At 74.7% G+C, this 19,283-nt stretch carries 13 protein-coding genes and 2 pseudogenes; 8 read left to right on the top strand and 7 right to left on the bottom strand.

All coding sequences use genetic code 11. The features are described 5' to 3' along the window. Positions 1–100: 100 nt before the first annotated feature. Both ACFC0B_RS04980 and ACFC0B_RS04975 read right to left on the bottom strand, forming a co-directional pair. Positions 101–340: a hypothetical protein gene (locus tag ACFC0B_RS04980; protein ID WP_376082215.1), complete on the bottom strand. Its 240-nt coding sequence runs from the start codon at positions 338–340 to the stop codon at positions 101–103. Further along, entirely contained in the window at positions 337–6,588 is a 6,252-nt protein-coding gene (locus tag ACFC0B_RS04975; RefSeq protein WP_376082213.1) for a DNRLRE domain-containing protein, read from the bottom strand. The genes ACFC0B_RS04980 and ACFC0B_RS04975 overlap by 4 nt, the downstream gene beginning before the upstream one ends. Positions 6,589–6,991: 403 nt before the next feature. Between ACFC0B_RS04975 and ACFC0B_RS04970 the strand changes: the two are divergent. Both ACFC0B_RS04970 and ACFC0B_RS04965 read left to right on the top strand, forming a co-directional pair. Continuing rightward, a pseudogene (locus tag ACFC0B_RS04970) lies at positions 6,992–8,857 on the top strand (M4 family metallopeptidase); the annotation flags it as partial. Between the two features lie 12 nt (positions 8,858–8,869). Continuing rightward, positions 8,870–8,995: pseudogene (locus ACFC0B_RS04965) on the top strand (carbohydrate-binding protein); the annotation flags it as partial. 90 nt (positions 8,996–9,085) lie between these two features. Here the strand turns inward: ACFC0B_RS04965 and ACFC0B_RS04960 are convergent. Beyond that, positions 9,086–9,694: an RICIN domain-containing protein gene (locus ACFC0B_RS04960; RefSeq protein ID WP_376082210.1), complete on the bottom strand. Its 609-nt coding sequence runs from the start codon at positions 9,692–9,694 to the stop codon at positions 9,086–9,088. A gap of 134 nt (positions 9,695–9,828) precedes the next feature. After that, a complete protein-coding gene (locus tag ACFC0B_RS04955) occupies positions 9,829–10,770 on the bottom strand; it encodes a GlxA family transcriptional regulator (protein ID WP_376082207.1) in 942 nt (313 codons plus the stop codon). A 71-nt stretch (positions 10,771–10,841) separates the two neighbouring features. Between ACFC0B_RS04955 and ACFC0B_RS04950 the strand changes: the two genes are divergently transcribed. Continuing rightward, entirely contained in the window at positions 10,842–11,474 is a 633-nt protein-coding gene (locus ACFC0B_RS04950) for an HD domain-containing protein (protein ID WP_376082204.1), read from the top strand. 66 nt (positions 11,475–11,540) lie between these two features. Beyond that, positions 11,541–12,455: a LysR family transcriptional regulator gene (locus ACFC0B_RS04945; RefSeq protein WP_376082200.1), complete on the top strand. Its 915-nt coding sequence runs from the start codon at positions 11,541–11,543 to the stop codon at positions 12,453–12,455. Between the two features lie 20 nt (positions 12,456–12,475). Here ACFC0B_RS04945 and ACFC0B_RS04940 read toward each other — a convergent pair whose 3' ends face one another. Next, complete coding sequence (locus ACFC0B_RS04940; protein ID WP_376082198.1) at positions 12,476–13,687, bottom strand: MFS transporter; 1,212 nt, start codon at positions 13,685–13,687, stop codon at positions 12,476–12,478. Positions 13,688–13,876: 189 nt separating this feature from the next. Between ACFC0B_RS04940 and ACFC0B_RS04935 the strand changes: the two genes are divergently transcribed. After that, the gene (locus ACFC0B_RS04935) at positions 13,877–14,254 is read left to right on the top strand and encodes a hypothetical protein (protein WP_376082195.1); all 378 of its coding nucleotides are present in this window, start codon (positions 13,877–13,879) and stop codon (positions 14,252–14,254) included. 49 nt (positions 14,255–14,303) lie between these two features. On the opposite strand, the gene ACFC0B_RS04930 is transcribed toward ACFC0B_RS04935, so the two are convergent. After that, positions 14,304–15,518 (bottom strand): helix-turn-helix domain-containing protein, encoded by a 1,215-nt coding sequence (locus ACFC0B_RS04930; protein ID WP_376082192.1) that lies wholly within the window; start codon positions 15,516–15,518, stop codon positions 14,304–14,306. 107 nt (positions 15,519–15,625) lie between these two features. After that, positions 15,626–16,369, bottom strand: coding sequence for a DUF4232 domain-containing protein (locus ACFC0B_RS04925; protein WP_376082190.1), 744 nt, complete (start codon positions 16,367–16,369; stop codon positions 15,626–15,628). A 235-nt stretch (positions 16,370–16,604) separates the two neighbouring features. Between ACFC0B_RS04925 and ACFC0B_RS04920 the strand changes: the two genes are divergently transcribed. The 3 genes from ACFC0B_RS04920 to ACFC0B_RS04910 all read left to right on the top strand — a co-directional run bounded on the left by ACFC0B_RS04920 (position 16,605) and on the right by ACFC0B_RS04910 (position 19,265). Beyond that, positions 16,605–17,423 carry a hypothetical protein gene (locus ACFC0B_RS04920; protein WP_376082187.1) on the top strand — a complete coding sequence of 273 codons (819 nt, stop codon included), beginning with the start codon at positions 16,605–16,607 and terminating at the stop codon, positions 17,421–17,423. Positions 17,424–17,793: 370 nt separating this feature from the next. Beyond that, positions 17,794–18,000: a hypothetical protein gene (locus tag ACFC0B_RS04915; protein WP_376082185.1), complete on the top strand. Its 207-nt coding sequence runs from the start codon at positions 17,794–17,796 to the stop codon at positions 17,998–18,000. Positions 18,001–18,203: 203 nt separating this feature from the next. Next, complete coding sequence (locus tag ACFC0B_RS04910) at positions 18,204–19,265, top strand: methyltransferase (protein ID WP_376082182.1); 1,062 nt, start codon at positions 18,204–18,206, stop codon at positions 19,263–19,265. Positions 19,266–19,283 lie beyond the last annotated feature (18 nt).

The raw sequence follows: 19,283 nt of genomic DNA, 5'->3' as shown, positions 1-19,283 counted from the left end.
TGCTCGGCACGACGACGGTGATCACCCTTCAGCCGCCCTGAACGGCGCGGGCCGGCCCACCGTGGTGCGGTGGGCCGGCCTGCGCGCTGGGCGGGTCGGGCTACTGGCGGTCCGTCCGCCGGTGCCGGTGGCGGGCCGCGAGGGTGGTCACGGCCCGCAGGGCCAGGCCGATCACCGGTGCGAGGAGCAGGGTGCACCAGGTGCGGGCGGTGCCGCCGGCGGTCAGCAGGTCGGCGAGCAGGTACGCGGCGAGGAAGGACGGGGCGAGCCAGGCCCCGCCCGCCGCGGCCAGGCGCAGCGGGCTCCCGCCGCGCGCCGGAGGTTCCTGCTCCGGTGTCACACGAACCTCCTCACCACGCCGATGACCTTGTTGACGATCCGCTGCGAGATGCCGCGGTCGAAGACGAAGCCGGCGAGGCAGCCGGCGACGGCCCAGACGATGCGCTGCTTCCAGTTGCCGCTGCCGAACAGCACACCGGCGCAGGCGCCGCCGGCGCAGTTGCCGATGTGCAGGGCCCATGGTGCCAGGAAGGGCACCCAGGCGGTCACGGCCGCGGTGACGGCCAGCTGGACGGCGCGGGCGACGGCGGCCTTCAGCATCGCCTTCAGCCAGCCGGGCATCCGGCCGTTGAGGTCGGTGCAGTTGACCGGGTCGGCGTTGCAGTAGTCGTAGGCGTTGGCGCTGGCGCCCTGGACCGGGTCCGGGGACAGGAAGCGGCCGGTGGCCGGGTTGTAGAGGCGCACGCCCATCAGGGTGAGCGCGCCCGGGGTCTCGTCGGAGCGCTGCTTGTCGCCGAGCCAGGCGTAGCGGGCGCCGGGCTGACCGGCCCGCGGCTGGCCGTACTCGTCGTAGTCGAGGACGGTGGGCGCGACGGCGGTGTCCAGCGGCAGGCGCAGGGTGATGTCGCCGTGCAGGTTGGCGAGTTGGAGGACGGCGCCGCCGGTCCTGGTGGTGGTGGCGGCGAGGGTCCCGGCGGGTCCGGTGACGTTGCGCGTCAGGGTGCCCGCGGCGTCCTCGGTGATCCAGCGGGGGGTGTCGGTGTCGGAGCCGTAGTGGTTGGTCCTGGCGCCGGTCTGGGTCCAGGTGCCGGCGGTGTTGGTCTCGGTGGTCCAGGCGCGGAAGCGCTGGGCCGGGTCGAGGGTCCAGTTCTGCCGGTTGGAGCCGGTGGTCTGCTGCTGCACCAGGTCGGTGTTGTAGTACGCGACGGTGCTGCCGGGCAGCGCGGTGGTGCGGCCGAACGCGTCGTAGGCGTAACCGGGGTTCACCAGGCGGTCGGCGGTGTCGTAGGCGCTGGTCTGGCTGCCGCCTCCGGCGGTGGTGCAGGCCAGGCCGCGGGCGGCGTCGGCGGTGGCGAGGCCGGTGCGGTTGGTGTTGCGGTCGAAGGTGTAGGTGCGGGTGGTGCAGACGGCGTCGGTCGAGGTGTCCTGAACCTGGACGAGCCGGCCGGCCCGGTCGTAGGTGTAGGTCTGGGCCGCGGTGACGCCGGGGGTGCCGGTGTGGGTGGCCCGCTGGCCGTGGACGGTCGCGGTGATGCCGTCGGAGACCAGTACGGCGCCGTCGCTGTCGCGGGTGTGGACGCGGCTGACGGTGGTGCCGGCCGGGTCCTTGGTGTCGGTCTGGGTGTAGCCGCCGGGCACGCCCTGGGTGAGCAGCGAGCCGTCCGCGTCGTAGCGGGCGGCGAAGGCGCCGGCGACGGAGTCCGTCACCGAGGTCGCCAGGCCGCGCGGGTCGACGGCGGTGTCGTAGGTGTAGGTGGTGGTGGACGGAGCGGTGTCGGTGACCTTGGTGGGACGGTTGAGGGCGTCGTACTCCGTGGTGGTGACGGCGCCGTCGGCGTCGGTGTAGGAGATCACGCGGCCCAGTTCGTCGTAGGCCTTGGTGATCGTCCCGCCGGCGGCGGACGTCTGCTGGGTGACCGCGCCGGTGCCCGGGTGGTACGCGGTGGTGGTGGCCGGGGCCGGGGTGCCGAGGCCGTCGGTGACGGTGACGCTGGTGGGGCGCCCGGCGGCGTCGGTGCCGGTCACGGTGGTGCGGGTGACGCCGTTGGCCGTCTCGGTGGTCCGGGTGACCTGCCCGAACCGGCCGTACTCGGTGGTCCGGGTGGGCAGCTGCGCGGGGTTCGCGCCGCCGCCGGTGACGGCCGCGGCGGGCCCGGTCTGGCAGACCAGGTCGGCCCACTCCGGCCGGTTGCCGCAGACGCCGGTGCCGTCGGCGGTGTAGTAGCTCGTCCGGGCGGTGCCCGCGTCGGAGCCGGTGGAGGCCGGCTGGCGGGTGGAGGTCATCCGGCCCTGGGCGTCGTAGCCGGTGGTGGTGGTCAGGGCGAGGCCGCCGCTGTCCTTGGTCTGCGTGGTGGGCACGCCGAGCGCCCAGTCGTACCCGGTGCGGTCCTGGCGGGTCTCGACCAGTTGGTCGGGCCAGGCGCGCAGGCGGGCGCCGGTGGTGGTCAGGGTGACCTGGTTCTTGATCTTGGCGGTGCCGTCGGTCGGGCGGCCCTCGTCGTAGGTCTTCACGGTGTGCTGACGGGCGGGCAGCTGGGTGCCGGCCTTGGCCAGGACGGTGCTGCCGGCCACCGCGTCGGCGGCGAGGGTGACGCGGTGCAGCGGGTTCTGGACGTCCGTCTCCTGCTGGCCGTCCGCGCCGTAGGCGCTGGTGCTGGAGAGCAGCTGGGCGCGCTCGGCGGACGGCAGGGTGTCGATGCCGAGGTCGGCCAGCTGGGCCTTGGCCGCCGTGCTGGTGCCGAGGGCGAGCTCGCGGTTGGCCGCGGTCAGGCTGCGGACCTGGTGGCCCTGCCGGTCGTGCTCGGTGGTGGTGACGTGCCGGCCCGGGGTGAGCTGGTTGACCTGGCGGCCGGAGGCGTTCAGGTAGCCCACGGTCGCCCGGGTGTAGTCACCGGCGCCCAGGTCGGTGCCGTTGTTCGAGGCGGGGACCTGGTCCGGCGGGAACACCGCGGTGGCGTCGGTCGGCAGGTCCGTCTGGCCCCACGAGGCGGCGGCGCCCGGCCCGAGGTCCTCGGGCGCCTTCGCGCCGGAGAGCGGGACGCCGTAGACGACGGTGGTCGTGGCGGTGCCGTTGACGGTGGCCGCGGTGCCGGGGGCGAGGGTGTCGTGCCAGGTCTTCGTCAGCATGCCCGGCCCCGCGGCCGGGGTGCCGGCGACGGTGCCGTAGGCCAGCGAAGTGGCGCGGGTGCCGCCGAGTTGGACGGAGGCGAGCAGGCCGTCGTCGGCGCCCTGGGTGTAGTAGGTGTACTGGTCCTGGCTGCTCTGGCCGATCCGCGGGTCCCAGCTCTGGCGCAGCCGGCCGGCCGAGTCGTAGCGGTAGGCGGCGACGTCCACGGCGGTGGCGGCGGCCGCTCCGGGCTCCGTGCTCCACAGCTTGATCGCGCTGACCTGCCCGGCGACGTCGCCGAACTCGCCCGCGGTGGTGACGCCGGTGGCGGTGGTCGCGCCGGCGTAGACGAACTGCAGGACGCGGCAGCCCTTGGCGGCCGGGTTCGCCGCGCAGACCGCCGGGGTGGCCGCGGAGGTCGGCGCGATGACCAGCTTCGGGCGGGTCAGCGTCTTCCCGCCGACGACGGTCGCCTCCGGCACGACGGTGGTGGTGGTGGTGTTGGCGCGCCCGTCCAGCAGGGTCGAGGTCACCGTCCAGGTGGCGGCGGCCGGGTCGGCCTTGGCGAACACGGTGACGGTGCCCTCGGCGCCGGAGAGCGTGAAGCCCGCGCCGAAGGATCCGCTCAGGGTCAGGTCCTCGCTGCCCGGCTCGGGCGACCAGCCGGTGCCGGCCGCGTTCGACGTGAAGGAGACGGCCGAGCCGTCGGCCGCCATCACGCTGAGCGAGGTGTTGGAGGTCTTGCGGACCTCGGTGTACTCCGAGGAGGAGAGGCTCGACGACACGCTGGACACCCAGTTGGGGCCGAAGATCGCCGCCTGGCCCTCCTGGCCGGCGGCGGCCCGCGGGTCGCGCGAGGAGTGGGTGCGGCCGACCGCCATGCCGAACACCGACACGTCGGTGGCCGGGACCCGGAGGTCGCCGGTGAGCAGGTTGAGCGCGCCCGGTGCGACGTTCTCCGTCGCCGCGTCGTCGGCCTTGCGGTCGACGACGACCCGGACCGGCTCCGAGGAGACGGCCGCGGCGCCCGGCCCGGTGAAGTCCGCGCGGAGCTGGACGGCGCCGTCCGGGGTCACCGTGGAGGTGGCGTTCCAGGTGAGCGCCGGGCTCCTGCCCGCCGTCAGGGCCACCGGCCAGCCGGTCAGCGCGGTGCCGTTGGCGGTGACGTCGCCGGCCGGGACCTGCGTCCAGGCGTCGGCGTCCGAGCGCCGCCAGGAGAAGGACACCTTGTCGTAGCGGGCGGCGTCGGCCTCGGCGGCGAGCGGGAGGCGGGCCGCCGTGCGGGTGCCGTCGTTCGGCGAGGTGACGCCGCCGGCGCCGACCTGGAAGGTGTAGGACAGGGCCTCGGACTTGTTCTCGGCCCGGTCCACCGCCCGTACCTGCAGGGTGTTGGTGCCGCCCTTGGCCGGGGTCGCGGTGAAGGACACCGGCGCGGTGGAGCCGTTGGTCGCGACCTTGGTCCAGGTCGCGCCGTCGAGCGTCCACTCCAGGGCGTTCTGGTCACCCGCGGGCGGGGTCGCCGTGAAGGTTCCCGCCTGGCCGGGGCCCTTGACCCACTGGCCCGACGGGTAGTCCGCCGAGGAGAGCGCGGCGGGCGCCGAGGGGGCGGAGGTGTCGACCGTGAAGGTGGCCCACGCCGACCAGTTGTTGTTGTAGTGCAGCCCGTCGTACGGGGAGGTGCGGAACCTGTACGTCCGGCCGTTGGCCAGCACGCCGGCCGGGACCTTGACGGAGGCCGGGGCGCCGCTCGGCACGTACGGGGAGACCAGGACGCTGCCCACCTGGGTGTCGGTGGCGGTGTCGAAGATCTGGAAGGTGCCGTCGACCTTGTCGTTGTTCGGGTCGACGAAGGTGTCGCGCAGGGTCGGGGTGGTCGAGTTGACCCACCACGTGCCGGCGGTGTCCTTGTAGAACGGGGAGCCGGCCTGCTGGTCGGTGCCGGTGCGCGGGCGGTAGTTGTACGTCACCGTCAGCTTCGGCACATTGCTCGCGGCGTTGGCGGAGTTCACCTCCTTCCAGTACTTGGTGCTGGTCTCGTCGGGGGCGCGCAGGCCCATGCCCGAGGTGGTGTTCTTCGCCGACGTCCAGGTCTGCACCAGGTTGGTGACGTCGGCGGTGATCCAGCCGTCGCCGCCGCAGGCGTCCCGGCCCTTGGTCTCGGTGCCGGTGGCCTTCTTGGCGTTCCAGGAGGGCTGGGCCGTCCACCGCGAGGCGGTCGAGGCGAGGCCGGTGTCCCAGATGTCCCAGGCGTAGGGCAGGCAGTCGCTGTTGCCGGAGTGGAAGTTGTACAGCGACAGGGTCGCGTTGGTGATCAGCGCGTCGGCGATCGGCGCGGTGTTCCAGTTGATGAACGACCGGGCCTGGCGGGAGGAGCCGTCCGCGTTCTTGGTGCCGGAGTTGCCCCAGTAGATCTCGGTGTCGGCCGACCAGTCGACCGTCTCACCCTGCTGGACCCGGGTGTCGAAGACGTTGCCGAGGGCCGTGGTGGCCGGGTCGACCGTGACCGGGTACCGGGTCTCCGGGTCCGCGAGGAAGGCGGCGTCCGGGGTGAAGACGAGGTCGATGCCGTCGCCGTGCTCGACGACCTCCAGGCCGACCTTCGCCTGGCGCGGGTGCTCGCTGGACCCCGGGACGGTGGTCGCGTCCCACATCACCGGGGCCGGCAGCACCGCCTTCTGCTCACCGGACACCTTGTCGGTGAACAGCACGCTGCCGTCCGGCTGGGCCTCGGCCTTCAGCCCGTCGGCGCGCAGGGGCATCGTGTACGAGAACCCGGCGGCGGTCGGACGGTGCTTGAGCACCGTGTACTGCTCGAAGCCTGTGCGGGTGGCCTCGACGACCAGGTCGGCCGCGCCGTCGGCGATCGCGTCCCGGTAGGTGGCCCTGGTGCCGTCCAGAACGGGCTCGGGCAGGCCGCCCTTCCACTGGAGCTCGACCCGCTGGTCGCCCTGGCCGAGCGTCACCAGGGTGCGGGCGGCCTCGGACGGGTCCTCCTGGCCCTGCGCCCGCGCCTGCCCCGGCGCCTGGAACAGGGACTTCGCGCGGGTGCCGCCGGGACCGGCGAACCGCAGCGCGTTCGGGTGCGCCTTGGGCGCCACCGAGCCGTCGGCGGCCGCCTGCAGGCCGAGGTCGACGTCCACCCACTGGCCGTCGCGCTGGAAGCGGACCGGGCCCGCGAACAGCTCGGTGGTGAGCGAGCCGTCCTTGTTCACCCAGGTCGTCGATGTCTCGGTGCGCTCGGAGAGCGCCTCCACCCGCTGCCCGGACAGCCGGGCGGCGATCCGCGCCGCCGGGACGTCGGCGGCGGACGTGGCCCACCGGCCCGTCCCCTGCTCCGCCGGAGCGCCACCGGGCGGCGCGGCGAGCGCCGCCTCGGATCCCGCCAGCAGCGACACCGCCACGGCGAGCGCCAGTGTCCCGCTCAACGCCCGCATGCCCACGGGCGCCCCGCGCCCGCGGCGTGCGGATATCTCCCTCTTCATGTCCACTCCTTGACTGACCGTCACTCGACGGCATGCTCGGAGCCTAGGAGGGGACGAGAGCATCAAATTGACCATACAGCGTCAAATGATTGTCACCCCACGCCTTTGTTCGACCAGGATTCACTTGGTCGTGACCACGACGGCTCCGGGGTCGCGCCGGGCCCTTGCCCGCCACCGGACCGGGTGCGGTTCTTGACGGAACTTGCCAACCCCGCGCATCACGCGCACCAGGCATTGACCGGAGCATGACGCCATGTGAGGGTTCCAGCACCCGAACGCGGACGGCCCGCACGGCCGTCCCCGAACACGGCCCTGCGATGCGCCACCAGCCACGCCTTCCGCGGTCGAGGACCCCCACGTGCTAGGAGCCTCGATGAAACGCAGTGCTACCGCGGGCCGGTTGCTGACCGCGGCCACCACCCTGACCGTGCTGGCCGGCACCATCGCCGCCACCGCGGGCCCGGCCACCGCCGCGCCCGTCCCCGCGCCGCCCAGCGGCCTGGCCGCCGCCGTCAACGCCGCCGACCGGGCGGTCGCGGCCGGCGTGGACGCCCTGGCCAAGGGCTCGGACGAGACCTACGAGCGCCAGTCGGTCACCCCCTGGGTGGACGGTCTCTACTCGGTCGCCTACGAGCGCAGCTACAAGGGCCTGCCGGTGGTCGGCGGCGACGCCGTCGTCCTCGCCGACTCCCAGGGCAAGGTCCGCGGCCTCCAGGCCGCCACCAGCGGCCGCATCAGCGGTGCCACCACCGCCCGGATCAGCGCCCAGAAGGCCGAGAAGACCGCCCGCACCAAGCTCTCCGCCGTCGACTCCGTCGACTCCCGCCGCCTGGTCGTGCGCGTCAAGGACGGCGACAGCGGCCGCCTCGCCTGGGAGACCGTGCTCACCGGCCGCAACGGCAACACCCCCAGCCGTCTGCACGTCTTCGTCGACGCCACCACCGGCGAGGTCGTCGACAGCTACGACGACGCGCGGGCGGGCACGCTCAACAGCAAGTGGAACGGCCCCTCGCCGACCATCAGCACCACCGGCTCCGGCAGCTCCTTCTCGCTGCGCGACCCCAGCCGCCCCGGCCTGAGCTGTGCCGACAACGCCACCGGCCAGGTCTTCAGCAAGTCCTCCGACTCCTGGGGCAACGGCAGCGCCACCAGCAAGGAGACCGGCTGCGGCGACGCCATGTTCGCGGCCCAGAAGGAATGGGACATGCTCCGCGACTGGCTCGGTCGCAACGGGCACAACGGCAACGGCGGCAGCTGGCCCGTCAAGGTCGGCCTCAACGACGTCAACGCCTACTGGGACGGCTCCTCCATCTCGATCGGCCACAGCCAGGCCAACGAGTGGATCTCCTCCATCGACGTCGTCGGCCACGAATTCGGCCACGGCATCGACCAGTTCACCCCCGGCGGCGCCAACAACGAGAACGGCCTGGGCGAGGCCACCGGCGACATCTTCGGCGCGCTCACCGAGGCCTACGCCAACCAGACCTCCCCCTACGACGCGCCGGACTACCTCGTCGGCGAGATGATCAACCTCGTCGGCAACGGCCCGATCCGCAACATGTACAACCCCTCGCTGGTCAGCAACAACCCCAACTGCTACTCGGCCTCCATCCCGAGCACCGAGGTGCACGCGGCCGCCGGCCCGCTGAACCACTGGTTCTACCTGCTCTCCGAGGGCTCCAACCCCGGCGGCGGCAAGCCCACCAGCCCCACCTGCAACAACTCCACGGTCACCGGCGTCGGCATCAAGGACGCCGGCCGGATCTTCTACGGCGGCATGCTGCTCAAGACCAGCGGCATGACCCACAAGAAGTACCGCACCACCACCCTGACCGCCGCCAAGAACCTCGACCCCAGCTGCAACCTCTTCAACCGCACCAAGGCCGCCTGGGACGCCGTCAGCATCCCCGCCCAGACCGGCGACCCGACCTGCACCAACAACGGCGGCGACGACTTCTCGCTGTCGCTGAACCCGGGCTCCGGCTCGGTCAAGCCCGGCGCCTCGACCACGGCGACCGTCAACACCGCCGTCGTCTCGGGCAGCGCGCAGACCGTCGCCCTGACCGCCTCGGGCCTGCCGTCCGGCGTCACCGCGACGTTCAGCCCGTCGTCCGTCCAGGCCGGCGCCTCCGCCACGCTGACCCTGGCGGCCTCCTCGGCCGCGGCGACCGGCACCTACCAGATCACCGTCACCGGCACCGCCGGCGCCACCGTCCACACCAGCCAGTTCAGCCTGACGGTCGGCAACGGCACGCCCAACCCCGGTGGCACCTGGGCGGCCGGCACCACCTACAAGGCCGGCGACGTCGTGACCTACAACGGGGTCAGCTACCGCTGCATCCAGGGCCACACCGCCTACGCCGGCTGGGAGCCGCCGAACGTCCCGGCGCTCTGGCAGGCCGTGTGACCGGCAGGCTCTGACGCCCGCTGAAACCGCCGCGCCGCGGTCCGTCGAGGGGACGGACCGCGGCGCAGCTCTGTTCGGGGCCGGGGTGGATCAGTCGTACCACCACTCCTGGTTGGCCTGGGCGCCGCAGTCCCACAGCTGGACCACGTCGCCTCGGCCCCAGTCGTAGATGTCCAGGCACTGACCGGTCTGGCCGGGGAGGGGGTAGGAGCCGGGGAACCGGAGGTTGATGAAGCGCCAGCGGCCGGCGCTCGCGGGCACGGTCCAGGCCTGTGAGGCGCTGTTGTCGCACGGGAGCTGGACGACCTGCTGCCCGCGCCCGCGGAAGCCGTCGATGCACTTGCCGCTGGAGTTGCTCTGGATCTGGTAGCCGTGGCTGACGCTGTTGTACGAGACGTTCCACGACTGGTTGCTGCCGCCGTGACAGCCCCACATCTGGATCCACGGCCCGTTGCCCCAGTCCCAGACGTCCAGGCACTTGCCGTCGGCCGCGGGGCTGAGGCTGGTGAGCGTGAAGCTCCGGACGAACGTGGCGCCCGCCGCGCTCGCCGCCGCGCTCGCCGTGAGGGTGCTGCCGGCCACCGGTCCGGACTCCGTCGGCGCCGCGGGCTGCCCGACCGCGGCCGCGGGTCCCGCACACAGGGTCAGCGCCGCCGCGGCGGCACCGATGATCGATCCGACGTGTCTGAGGCGGTTCATCATGGGATCCCCTTCGTCCGACTGGTTCAGACCAGTGAGGCTAGGGCCCCGGGGACGGCCGCACACAGTCGAGTACCAGCCGTTCCGATCATGGCGGAGTTCCGGTACGGACGGACGATGCCTGAGCGGCGGCGTCAGCGGCGGAAGGTGGTCCGGTAGTCCGTCGGGGCGGTGCCGACGTGGCGGTGGAAGGCCGCGCGGAAGGCGGCGGGGCTGCCCAGGCCGCTGAGCCGGGCGATCTGCTCGACGGGCGCCGCGGTCGTCTCCAGGAGTTCGCGGGCCCAGTCGATGCGGGCGGCGGTCAGCCACGCCATCGGCGAGGTGTCCGTCTCCTGCTGGAAGCGCCGGATGAAGGTCCGGCGGGACATGTGCGCGCGGCGGGCCAGTTCGTCCACGCTGTGGCGCTCCGCGAGGTTGTCGAGCATCCAGGCGCGGACCGGCGCGAGCTCCTCCCCGCGGTCCGCGGGCCGGAAGCGCTCGACGAACTGCGCCTGGTCGCCCGGCCGTTGGGGCGGGGCGACGAGCGCCCGGGCGCGGTTGTTGGCGGCCGCGGCGCCGTGGTCGCGCCGGATGATGTGCAGGCACAGATCGATGCCGGCGGTGACCCCCGCCGAGGTGAGGATGTCGCCGTCGTCGACGAAGAGCCGGTTCGGGCGCACGTCGACCCGGGGGTACCGGCGCTGCAGGTCGGCGGCGTCCCGCCAGTGGGTCGTCGCGGGCCGCCCGTCCAGCAGCCCGGCCGCGGCCAGTGCGAACGCCCCGGTGCAGATCGACACCAGCCGGGCCCCGCGGGCGTGCGCGGAGCGGATCGCCGACAGCGCGGCGGCGGGCGGCGCGGTCTGCGGCTCCTCGTACCCGGGGACGACGACGGTGTCCGCGTCCCGCAGCGCTTCCAGCCCGGCGGGTGCGGTGACGGTGAACCCGCCGCTGCGGACCGGCCCGGCCGCCGGGTCGGCGCAGACGGTGACCCGGTAGTGCGGGTCCGTGCCGAAGGCCTGCACCGGTATGCCCAGGTCGAGCGGGAGCACCCCCGGAAACGCCAGCACCGCGACCCGGTGCTCCTCCACAGCCGACATGGCACGATCCTAGCGCTGCCTGCCCCCCGTGCCACTGTCCGGGGTCGGCGGAGGCTCCGTAGCCTGCGCCCATGGACTTCTCACTCGACCTGCCCACCGGCCCCCTGGCCGAAGCCGTCCTCGCCGCCGCGCGGGCCTCCGAGACTCCCTCGGTGGCCAACCACAGCGTGCGCAGCTTCCTCTTCGCCGAGATCATCGCCGCCCACGAGGGCTGCCGGGAGGACGCCGCGTACGACCGCGACCTGCTGTTCGCCGCGACCGTGCTGCACGATCTGGGCGCCGGTGACCTGGCGCCGGGCGCGGCCCGCTTCGAGGTGGAGGGCGCGGACCTGGCGGCGGAGCTGCTGCGTCGGCACGACGTTCCCGAGGCGGACGTCGACCGGGTCTGGGAGGCGATCGCCCTGCACACCTCGCCCGGCATCGCCGAGCGCCGCGGCCTGCTGTGCTACCTCACCCGCGAGGGCGTGGGCAGCGACTTCGGGCGCAACGCCTCGGTCGTCTCCCCGTGGGAGAAGCGGATCCACGCCGCCCATCCGCGCCTGTCGATGGTCCGCTCCCTCGTCGACGCGATCGTGGAGCGAGCCGCCCGGTCGGACGCCGCGTCGCCCCGCTACTCCATCGGCGGCGAACTCCTGCGGGAGCGCCGGGCCGACGGCGTGACCGAGCTGGAGCGCGCCGCGGCCTCCTGCCCCTGGGGGGAGTGACCCGGGGCGGGCCCGGGGCGGTCCCGCGGCGGCGGTCAAAGGCCCGTCCGGGCGTAGGCTGTCGAGGTGGAACCACCGACGCCGTCCCCGCTGCTGCCCGAACTGCCGCTGCAGGAGCTGGAGTGCTTCTCCGTGCTCGTCCACCAGCTGCACTTCGGCCGGACGGCGCAGCGCCTCGGCGTCTCCCAGGGGCGGGTCTCCCAGCTGATCAAGCGTCTGGAACACCGGGTCGGCGCCCCGGTGTTCCGGCGGACCAGCCGCCGCGTGGAGCTGACCGAGCTGGGGCGGGTCCTGGCCGAGCAGGTGGTGCCCGCCTTCGAGCGGCTCAGGGAGGGCTACGACGCCGCCCGCGCCCGGGCCGCGACGGACCGGCCGCTGCGGCTGGGCTTCCAGTGCGCGGTGTACGAGCCGGTCGCCCGGGTGATCGCGGGCCTGCCGGAGGGCACCACCCGGCTGGTCGAACTCCCGTGGGCGGATCCGTTCTCGCAGCTCGCCCGGGGCGAGGTGGACCTGGCCATCGTGCTCGCCCCGTGCCGGGAACCGGGGCTGGAGGTGCTGATGACGTTCTCGCGGCAGCCGGTGTACGTCGCGGTCAACGCCGCGCAGCGCCTCGCCGGCGGCGCGGACGCCCCGGGCGCGGTGGGGGCCGACGAGCTGGCCGGGCTGCCGCTGATCGAGCCGCGCGGCCCGGCGCCGGAGTACTGGCGGCAGGTGAACGCGCCCCGGCGGACGCCGAGCGGGCGGGCGCTGTCCTACCCGGCGGGAGCGGCCACCCTCCAGGAGGGTCTGTCGATGGTGGCCAGCACCCGCCAGGGGCTGCTGCTGTGCGAGCGCAGCACGGGTTACGTCCAGCGGCCGGACATCCGCTACCTGCCGGTTCCCGAGCTGGAGCCGACCTCCTTGGAGGTGGTCCAGAAGGTGGGGCGGCCGCACCCGCTGGCGGCCGGGTTCACCGGTCTGCTGGCCGGGCGGCTCGACTGAGCCGGGGCCGGCGCCGGGGGCTACCGGTCCGGCCGCCGGTCGACCGGCCGCGACAGCACGGTGAGCAGCAGCCCGGCGGCGGCCAGCCCCGCCGCGGTGAGCAGCACGGCGCGGTTGCCCGCGTGGTCCACCACCAGGCCGCCGGCGAAGGAGCCGAGCGCGATGCTCGCGTTGAACACGCCCGCCCAGACGGCCGCCGAGGCCTCGATCGCGGCCGGGGCGGCGGTGCGCACCCAGGCCTGGGTGGAGACCGACACCCCGCCGTACGCGACGCCCCAGAGGCCGAGGACGAGCAGCACCGTGACGACGCCGCCGGTGGCGTGCGGGAGCAGCACGGCGGCCAGGGTGACACCGCCGAGGGCGGCGGTGACGGCCGCCTTCGGGTGGCGTCCGGACAGCGGGCCGAGGGTGAAGTTCCCGGCGACGCCCGCCACTCCGTAGACCAGCAGGCAGCCGGCGATCACGCCGCTGCTCAGGCCCGCGTCCGCTTCGAGGACGGGGCGGACGTAGGTGTAGCCGGCGAAGTGGCCGAGCACGACGAAGGCGGTGACGGCGGTTCCCACGGCCACGCCGCGGTGGCGCAGGGCGGCGGCCGGCCCGCCCGGCCGTTCGCCCCCGCGTGCCGTCGGCGCGGGAAGGGCGGGCAGCACGGCGGCGAGGACGGCGGCGCAGACGGCGCCGAGGGCGGCGAGCGTCCAGAACGCGAAGCGCCAGTCGAGCAGCGCGGCCAGGTAGGTCCCCAGCGGGACGCCGAGCACGGAGGCGATGGAGACGCCGGAGAAGATCAGCGTCATGGCGAGGGCGGTGCGCGGGCCGTCGGCGAGGCGCGGGCCGAGGCTCGCGGCCAGGCCCCAGACGACGCCCATCGCCGCGCCGAGCAGGATCCGGCCGACGGCGAGGACGGCGAAGTTCGGCGCCAGGGCGGAGAGCGCGTTCGCCAGGGCGAGCAGCACCATGGAGGTCACCAGGACGGCCCTGCGCTCGCGCCCGGCGACCAGCCGCGGGGTGAACGGGGCGAGGGCGGCGGCGATCAGGCCGGTGATGGTGAGGGAGAGTCCGGTGACCCCGTCGCTGACCCCGAGGCTGTGCGACATCTCGGTGAGCAGGCCGACCGGCATCATCTCCGAGGACACCACGGTGAAGGTGGCGAGCGCGACGGCGAGGACCGGCGTCCAGCGCTGCGGGGTGGCGGGTGGAGCGGCCGGTGGTACGAGGGTTTCCGCGTGTGTCATGCGCTCAGCCCATCAGCCGGCGGAAGGGCCGAACAAGATCGATGAGCTCATCGATCGATGAGCCGGGCTCATCGATCACGGGGTGCGCCGCCGCGCCGGTCGCGTCTCGCCCGTCGCCGGGAGCCGGGTAGCGTGACCCCCGAGGCCGGCTGGAGCAGCGGCACCGATCGACGGAGAGGCGGAGTACGGATGACCACCCTGGAGGAGGGCCGCCGCGTCAGGCTGGCCGAGGACCTCGGGATCGGTGAGGCGCTCGCCGGGGAGCCCGGGGCGGTCGTCGGGTTCCTCACGCTCGGAGCCGGGATGGAGGGCACCGTCGAGCGGGTGCACGGGGAACTCCCGCAGAGCCAGGAGGTCCGCGAGTACCAGCGGCTCAAGGCGCTGTTCGAGGACTACGGGCACACCATGCCGGAGGCGAGTCGCGAGCGGCTGGCGGCGGAGATCGCCGAACTGGAGCCGCGGTGGGCCGCGTACCAGGGGCAGGGGCGGCGGGTGACCGTCCGGGTCCGGTGGGACAACGGCTTCGTCCTCGACGAGCTGCACCAGGACGTCCTCACCCTGCTCTGACCCGGGGGGCCGGCCCTCGGACGGGACGCGGGGGGCGCGACGCGGAGGATCAGAGGTCGGGCTCGGCCGGCTCCCAGCTCCTCCCGTTGTGGAAGTAGGCCGCCGCGCCGCGGACGCCCGCGGTGCGGAAGGGGCGGCCGTGGTCGTCGACGCGGAGCCGGCCCTGGCGGTCGCCGCTGCTCCAGACCAGGTCGAGGTACCAGGAGACGTCCTGCGCGGCCGTGCCGGCGTCGATGTTGATGACCTGCGGATCGGTCGCGGAGACGCGGTAGGGGAAGTTCGAGAGGGTGGACGCGCCGGTGCCCTCCTGGCCCGGCGCGGGGGTGGCCCGGGGCGCCGGGGCGTCGAGGTCCACCGCGAAGGACGCCGGGGTGAGGCCGCCGCCGCAGCCGGAGCCCGGGGTGTAGGCGTTCCCCTGGGGCGCCGGGCGGGTGCTGACGACCTGCACGTACACGGCGTGCAGGACGACCGGCGTGGCGCCGGCGCCCTGGGCGGTCAGCTGGAGGCGCAGGTGCCCGCCGGGGACGCCCTGTTGGGCGGCCGCCCAGCTGGCGACGTCCGCGGCGGTGTCCGGCGGCGCGGTCACCCGGCCCGGGGCTCGCGGGGACAGGAACCACTGGTCGCAGGGGCTGCCCCAGTTGTCGGTCAGGACGTTGACGTGGAAGGGGGCGGCGGTGTCGTCGGCCGGCGCCGCGGTCGTGGCGCTCGGCGGTGCGGGGTCCGACGGGGTGGGGCTCGGCGGGGTGGGGCTCGGCGGGGGCAGGACGGCGCTCGGGGGTGGGGAGCCGGGGAGCGCGCTCGTGTCGGAGGAGGCGGCGGCGGGCCGGGCGTTGCCGCGCAGGACGAACGCCGAGACGGCGGCGACCAGGCCGAGCACGACCACGGCGCACACCAGCGTCCTGAGGCGCCGTCGGCCGCCCGCGGCCGGGCGGACGGGCGACGGCGCCGCCGTCGGCACCGGGGCCGGGTCCGGCTCCGCCTGCGGCCGGGGTTTCGGTGCCGCCGCGCCCGCCTCCCGGCGCCGTGCCGCGTCCGCCACGATCCAGCGGCGGTGCAGGTCGACGAGTTCGTCGCCGTCCGCCCCGCAGGCCCGGGCGAACCGCTCCACCGGCGCGTACTCGGCGGGGACCGCGGCGCCGTTGCAGTAGCGGTGCAATGTGGAGGTGCTGACGTGCAACCGGGTCGCGAGCACGCCGTAGCTGTGCCCGGAGCGTTCCTTCAACGCCCGCAGCTTCCCGGCGAACTCGTCGGTCTCCACGCCCACTCTGAACTCCCCGCACCGCGTCCCCGGCCCGGCATCTCGCCGAAACCGCAGCTCACGCTACCGGGAGCCGCTCCGCGGTCCCCCATCCGATGCACTTTCGGGCAATCTCAGGGCCGCTGGTCCGCGGTGGCCGCGACGGCGGCCGCGTCCGCGACGGTGGCCCGGTACAGGCCCAGCTTCGGTCCCAGGACCTTCGCGCCGGCGCCGAGCGGGAAGTTGCGGGTCTCCGCGGTGGGCAGGCGGTCGTCGGGCAGCACGTTGAGCTGGTCGACGGGCGCGGTGCCGGCGGCCGCGCCACCGGGGTTGAGGTCGATCACCGCGTACGCGCTCTTTCCCGCGCCCACCGGGTAGGCGGGGGCGCCACCGAGGCCGCCGGGCACCAGCGGCCTGACGTCCTTGCCGTGGTCGGCGGCGTGCGAGTCGCCCAGGCTGACGAGTGGGTAGTAGGACAGGCCACAGGCGTGCGAGCCCTGGTTGCGCACCTCGATCACCCGCTGGGTCGGCGCCTCGGGACGGACGGTCACCTTCACCGTCAGGTCCTTGCCCTCGCACGGGTGGGCGTAGGCGTAGGCCTCGTCGCCCGCTCCCCCGGCCGTGCCGCCCGCCGTCGGCTTTCCGGACGGCGCCGGTGCGGCCGTACCGGGCGCGGGGTCGGCGGGCTTCGGGGCCGCCGAGGTCGGGGCCGCGCTCTTCGGGGCCGTCGTGTCCGAGGCGGCGGGCTTCGGGTCGGCGGCCGTGGTCTGCTTCGCCGGCTGCGGCGCGTCGCCCGGATTGTCGGGCCCGCAGGCGGTCAGGGCGAGGGCGGCACCGGCGAGCACGGCCGGAACGACGAGGGCACGGCGAATGGACATGGAGGATCCCCGAAGAACTGAAGGTCTGATGGCAGCGGGCGGTCGGCGCTCCGCCGGGCAGCACTCTGGCGCGCCGTCCGTCCCGGCCGCCAGCCCCGCCCGCCGATCCGGCACGCTGGAACGGTTCCGCCCCGTCCGACCTGCGGATACGCGCGGGCCTGGAACGGCGCGGCGGAACGTTCCGGGGGAAGGAATCCGGTGGCGGCCCGGTTCCGGAGCCTGGCAGGCTGGGCCGATGGCCGATCGTGCGAACTTCGTCGTGGTCCGCGAGAGCGGCGCGTACGAGCTCTCCCTCTCCCGGTTCGGTGCCGTGGGGATCGACCTCGACCTGCTCGCCGGGCCGACCGCGACACTGGCGATGGTCCGGCGGCTGGGCGTGGACGACTGGTGGCTGGACGACGTCCTCTGCCAGGGGGCGGCCCTCATCGACCTCGGCCGGAGGGTCCTGCTGCTGTTCGCCCGGGAGGGGCCGAGCACCGGGCTGCGGCACCGCGCGGCGACCCTGGAGCTGTTGCGGCGGGCCTGGGCGGGGTGGGAGGTGCGGTGGGCGTACGACGGCAACGCGGACCTGCGGACCTACCTCGGGCTGGACCCGGAACCGGTCCGGGACCGCGAAGTCGGGACCCTGGCCGGGGAGGCGCTGGCGCCGGAGGACGAGGACCTCGCGCACCCGGAACCGCTGGTCTCGGTGGTGACGGTCGGGTCGGACGGCTGCCACGTGGTGGCGAACACCGGCGACCACCCGGTCCAGGAGGGCCCCGCCCTCCTCGACCGGCTGGCGGGCGCCCCGGAGCACGGGGTGTGCCGGGTGGCGGCCGAGGCCGGGGTCCATGTCGATCCGCTGCGGCGCCGGGTGGGGTGGTGGACGCTCGGGGCGTCGCCGGAGGCGTACGACATGCCGAAGCGCTGGCCCGGGTGGACCGTCGAGTTCTGGCAGGACCGTTGGGAGGAGCACGTCCGGGTGGCCGCCGGCCGCTTCCGACCGCCGCCGGTCGACCCCGAGCGGGCGCTCGCGGAGGTCCGGGCGGCCGCCGAACGGGGACGGTGGGACTGACTCCTGCCGGTCCCGTCGGAACGGCGGCCTCCGGGACGTCCGGGGCGGTGGGCCGGGTCCGGGGGGTCGATCACGGGGGCACCGCAGCGGCGCGGTCCGCCACCGGGTGCCCGCCACCGGGCGTCGACCGGGCGTCAGCGGCCGTCCCGGGGACGGTTCCTCAACGATCACGCGGTCGACCGCGCGGCCGCCCGGGCAGGGCTCGCCGGCCGCCGCCGGACCCACCGCTGCGGGAGTCCGGACGCCGCGGGCGGAGCAGCTGCACGCCGGGGTGCGGTGAGCGGCGGGGTGCGGTGAGCGGCGGCTTTCCCGGATGTCCGGCGGGCGCAGTACGCTGGACGATCGGCACGATCCGAACGGGGAGGCGACCGTGGCGGCGACGACTCGACCCAACCGTGAACTGCAGACGATGGGCGAGCTGTTCGCCCCGCCGGGCGCCCCGGGACCGCCCGAGGTCCGGGCCCGGGCACGGCGCGCGGTGGCGTCCCGCGCCCGCGACGCCGAGGACTGCCGGCTGCTGCTGGACGCCCTCGGGCTGCTCGAACCCGGCGATCCGGCCGGGGAGTCCGGCCCGTAGGCAGGTCCTGGGCCGGGGTGCACGGTCGCGGCGACCGGGCGGTCACCGCGACCGAGCCGGCGGAGTTCACCGCTCCTCGGCGGCGGAACCGGAGGCCGGGCGTCCGGCACACGATGGGGCGGGATCGCGGGGCGGCGGGCTTCGGGGCGGGTACCGCTGGGCAGGGTCCCGGGCGGACGTACGGCCGCGAGGAGGAGGACGGGATGAGCGAGCACGAGGACCGGGCCATCGACGGGCAGGCGGGCGCGGGAACCGGGGAGGAGGCGCTGCGGCGCTCGGCCGCCTTCCTCGTCGACGAGGCCCTCGGCTTCCTCTTCCCCGCCGCCCTGCGGGCCGCCGCCGACGTCGGTGTGGCGGACCGGCTGGCGAACGGCCCGGCCACCGCCGCCGAACTCGCCGCCGCGACCGGCACCGATGCCCGCAACCTGTACCGGGTGCTGCGGCTGCTCGCCACCCGGGGCGTGGTGGCCGAGGACGAGCAGGGGCGGTTCACGCTCACCGAGGCCGGGCAGGCGCTGCGCGGCGACGTGCCGTACTCGGTGCGGACGGCCGTCCAGATGCTCACCGACCGCACCATGTGGCGGCCGGCCGGGGAGCTGACGCACTGTCTGACCGAGGGCACCACGGCCTTCGAGAACATCTTCGGAATGCCGTTCTTCGACCACTTCGCCAAGGACGAGCGAACCGCCGCCGTCTTCCACGTGGGCATGGCGGCGATGTCCGACCAGGAGAACGCGCCCATCGCGGCCGCCTACGACTTCCCGCCTGACGGCACGGTGGTGGACGTCGGCGGCGGCCACGGCGGCCTGCTGCTGGAGGTGCTGCGCCGCAACCCGGGCCTGGAGGGCGTCCTGTCCGACCGCTCCCACGTCCTCGCCGGGAACCGGCTGGGCGCGCACCCCGAGATCGCGGGCCGCTGGACGGCGCAGGAGGGCGACTTCTTCGCCGCCGTGCCCGCCGGCGACGTCCTGATGCTCAAGCGGATCACCCACGACTGGGACGACGAGGCGTGCGTGACCCTGCTCGGCCACTGTGCCCGGGCGCTGCGCCCGGGCGGCCGGGTGCTGGTGCTGGACGCCGTGGTCCCGCCGGGCAACACACCCCACCAGTCCAAGGACCTGGATCTGATGATGATGGCGTCGCTGACCGGCCGTGAGCGCACCGAGGCCGACTTCGCGGAGCTCTTCGTACGGGCCGGCCTGCGGCTGTCCCGGGTGATCCCCACGCCGGCCGTGCTGTCGGTGGTCGAGGCGGTCGCGGCCTGAGCGGGCCGGTGACGACCG

The organism is Kitasatospora sp. NPDC056184, from assembly GCF_042268405.1.
GTDB lineage: Bacteria > Actinomycetota > Actinomycetes > Streptomycetales > Streptomycetaceae > Kitasatospora.
The sequence above is the reverse complement of the archived record's forward strand: the minus strand, read 5'-3'. Positions and strand labels throughout refer to the sequence as shown.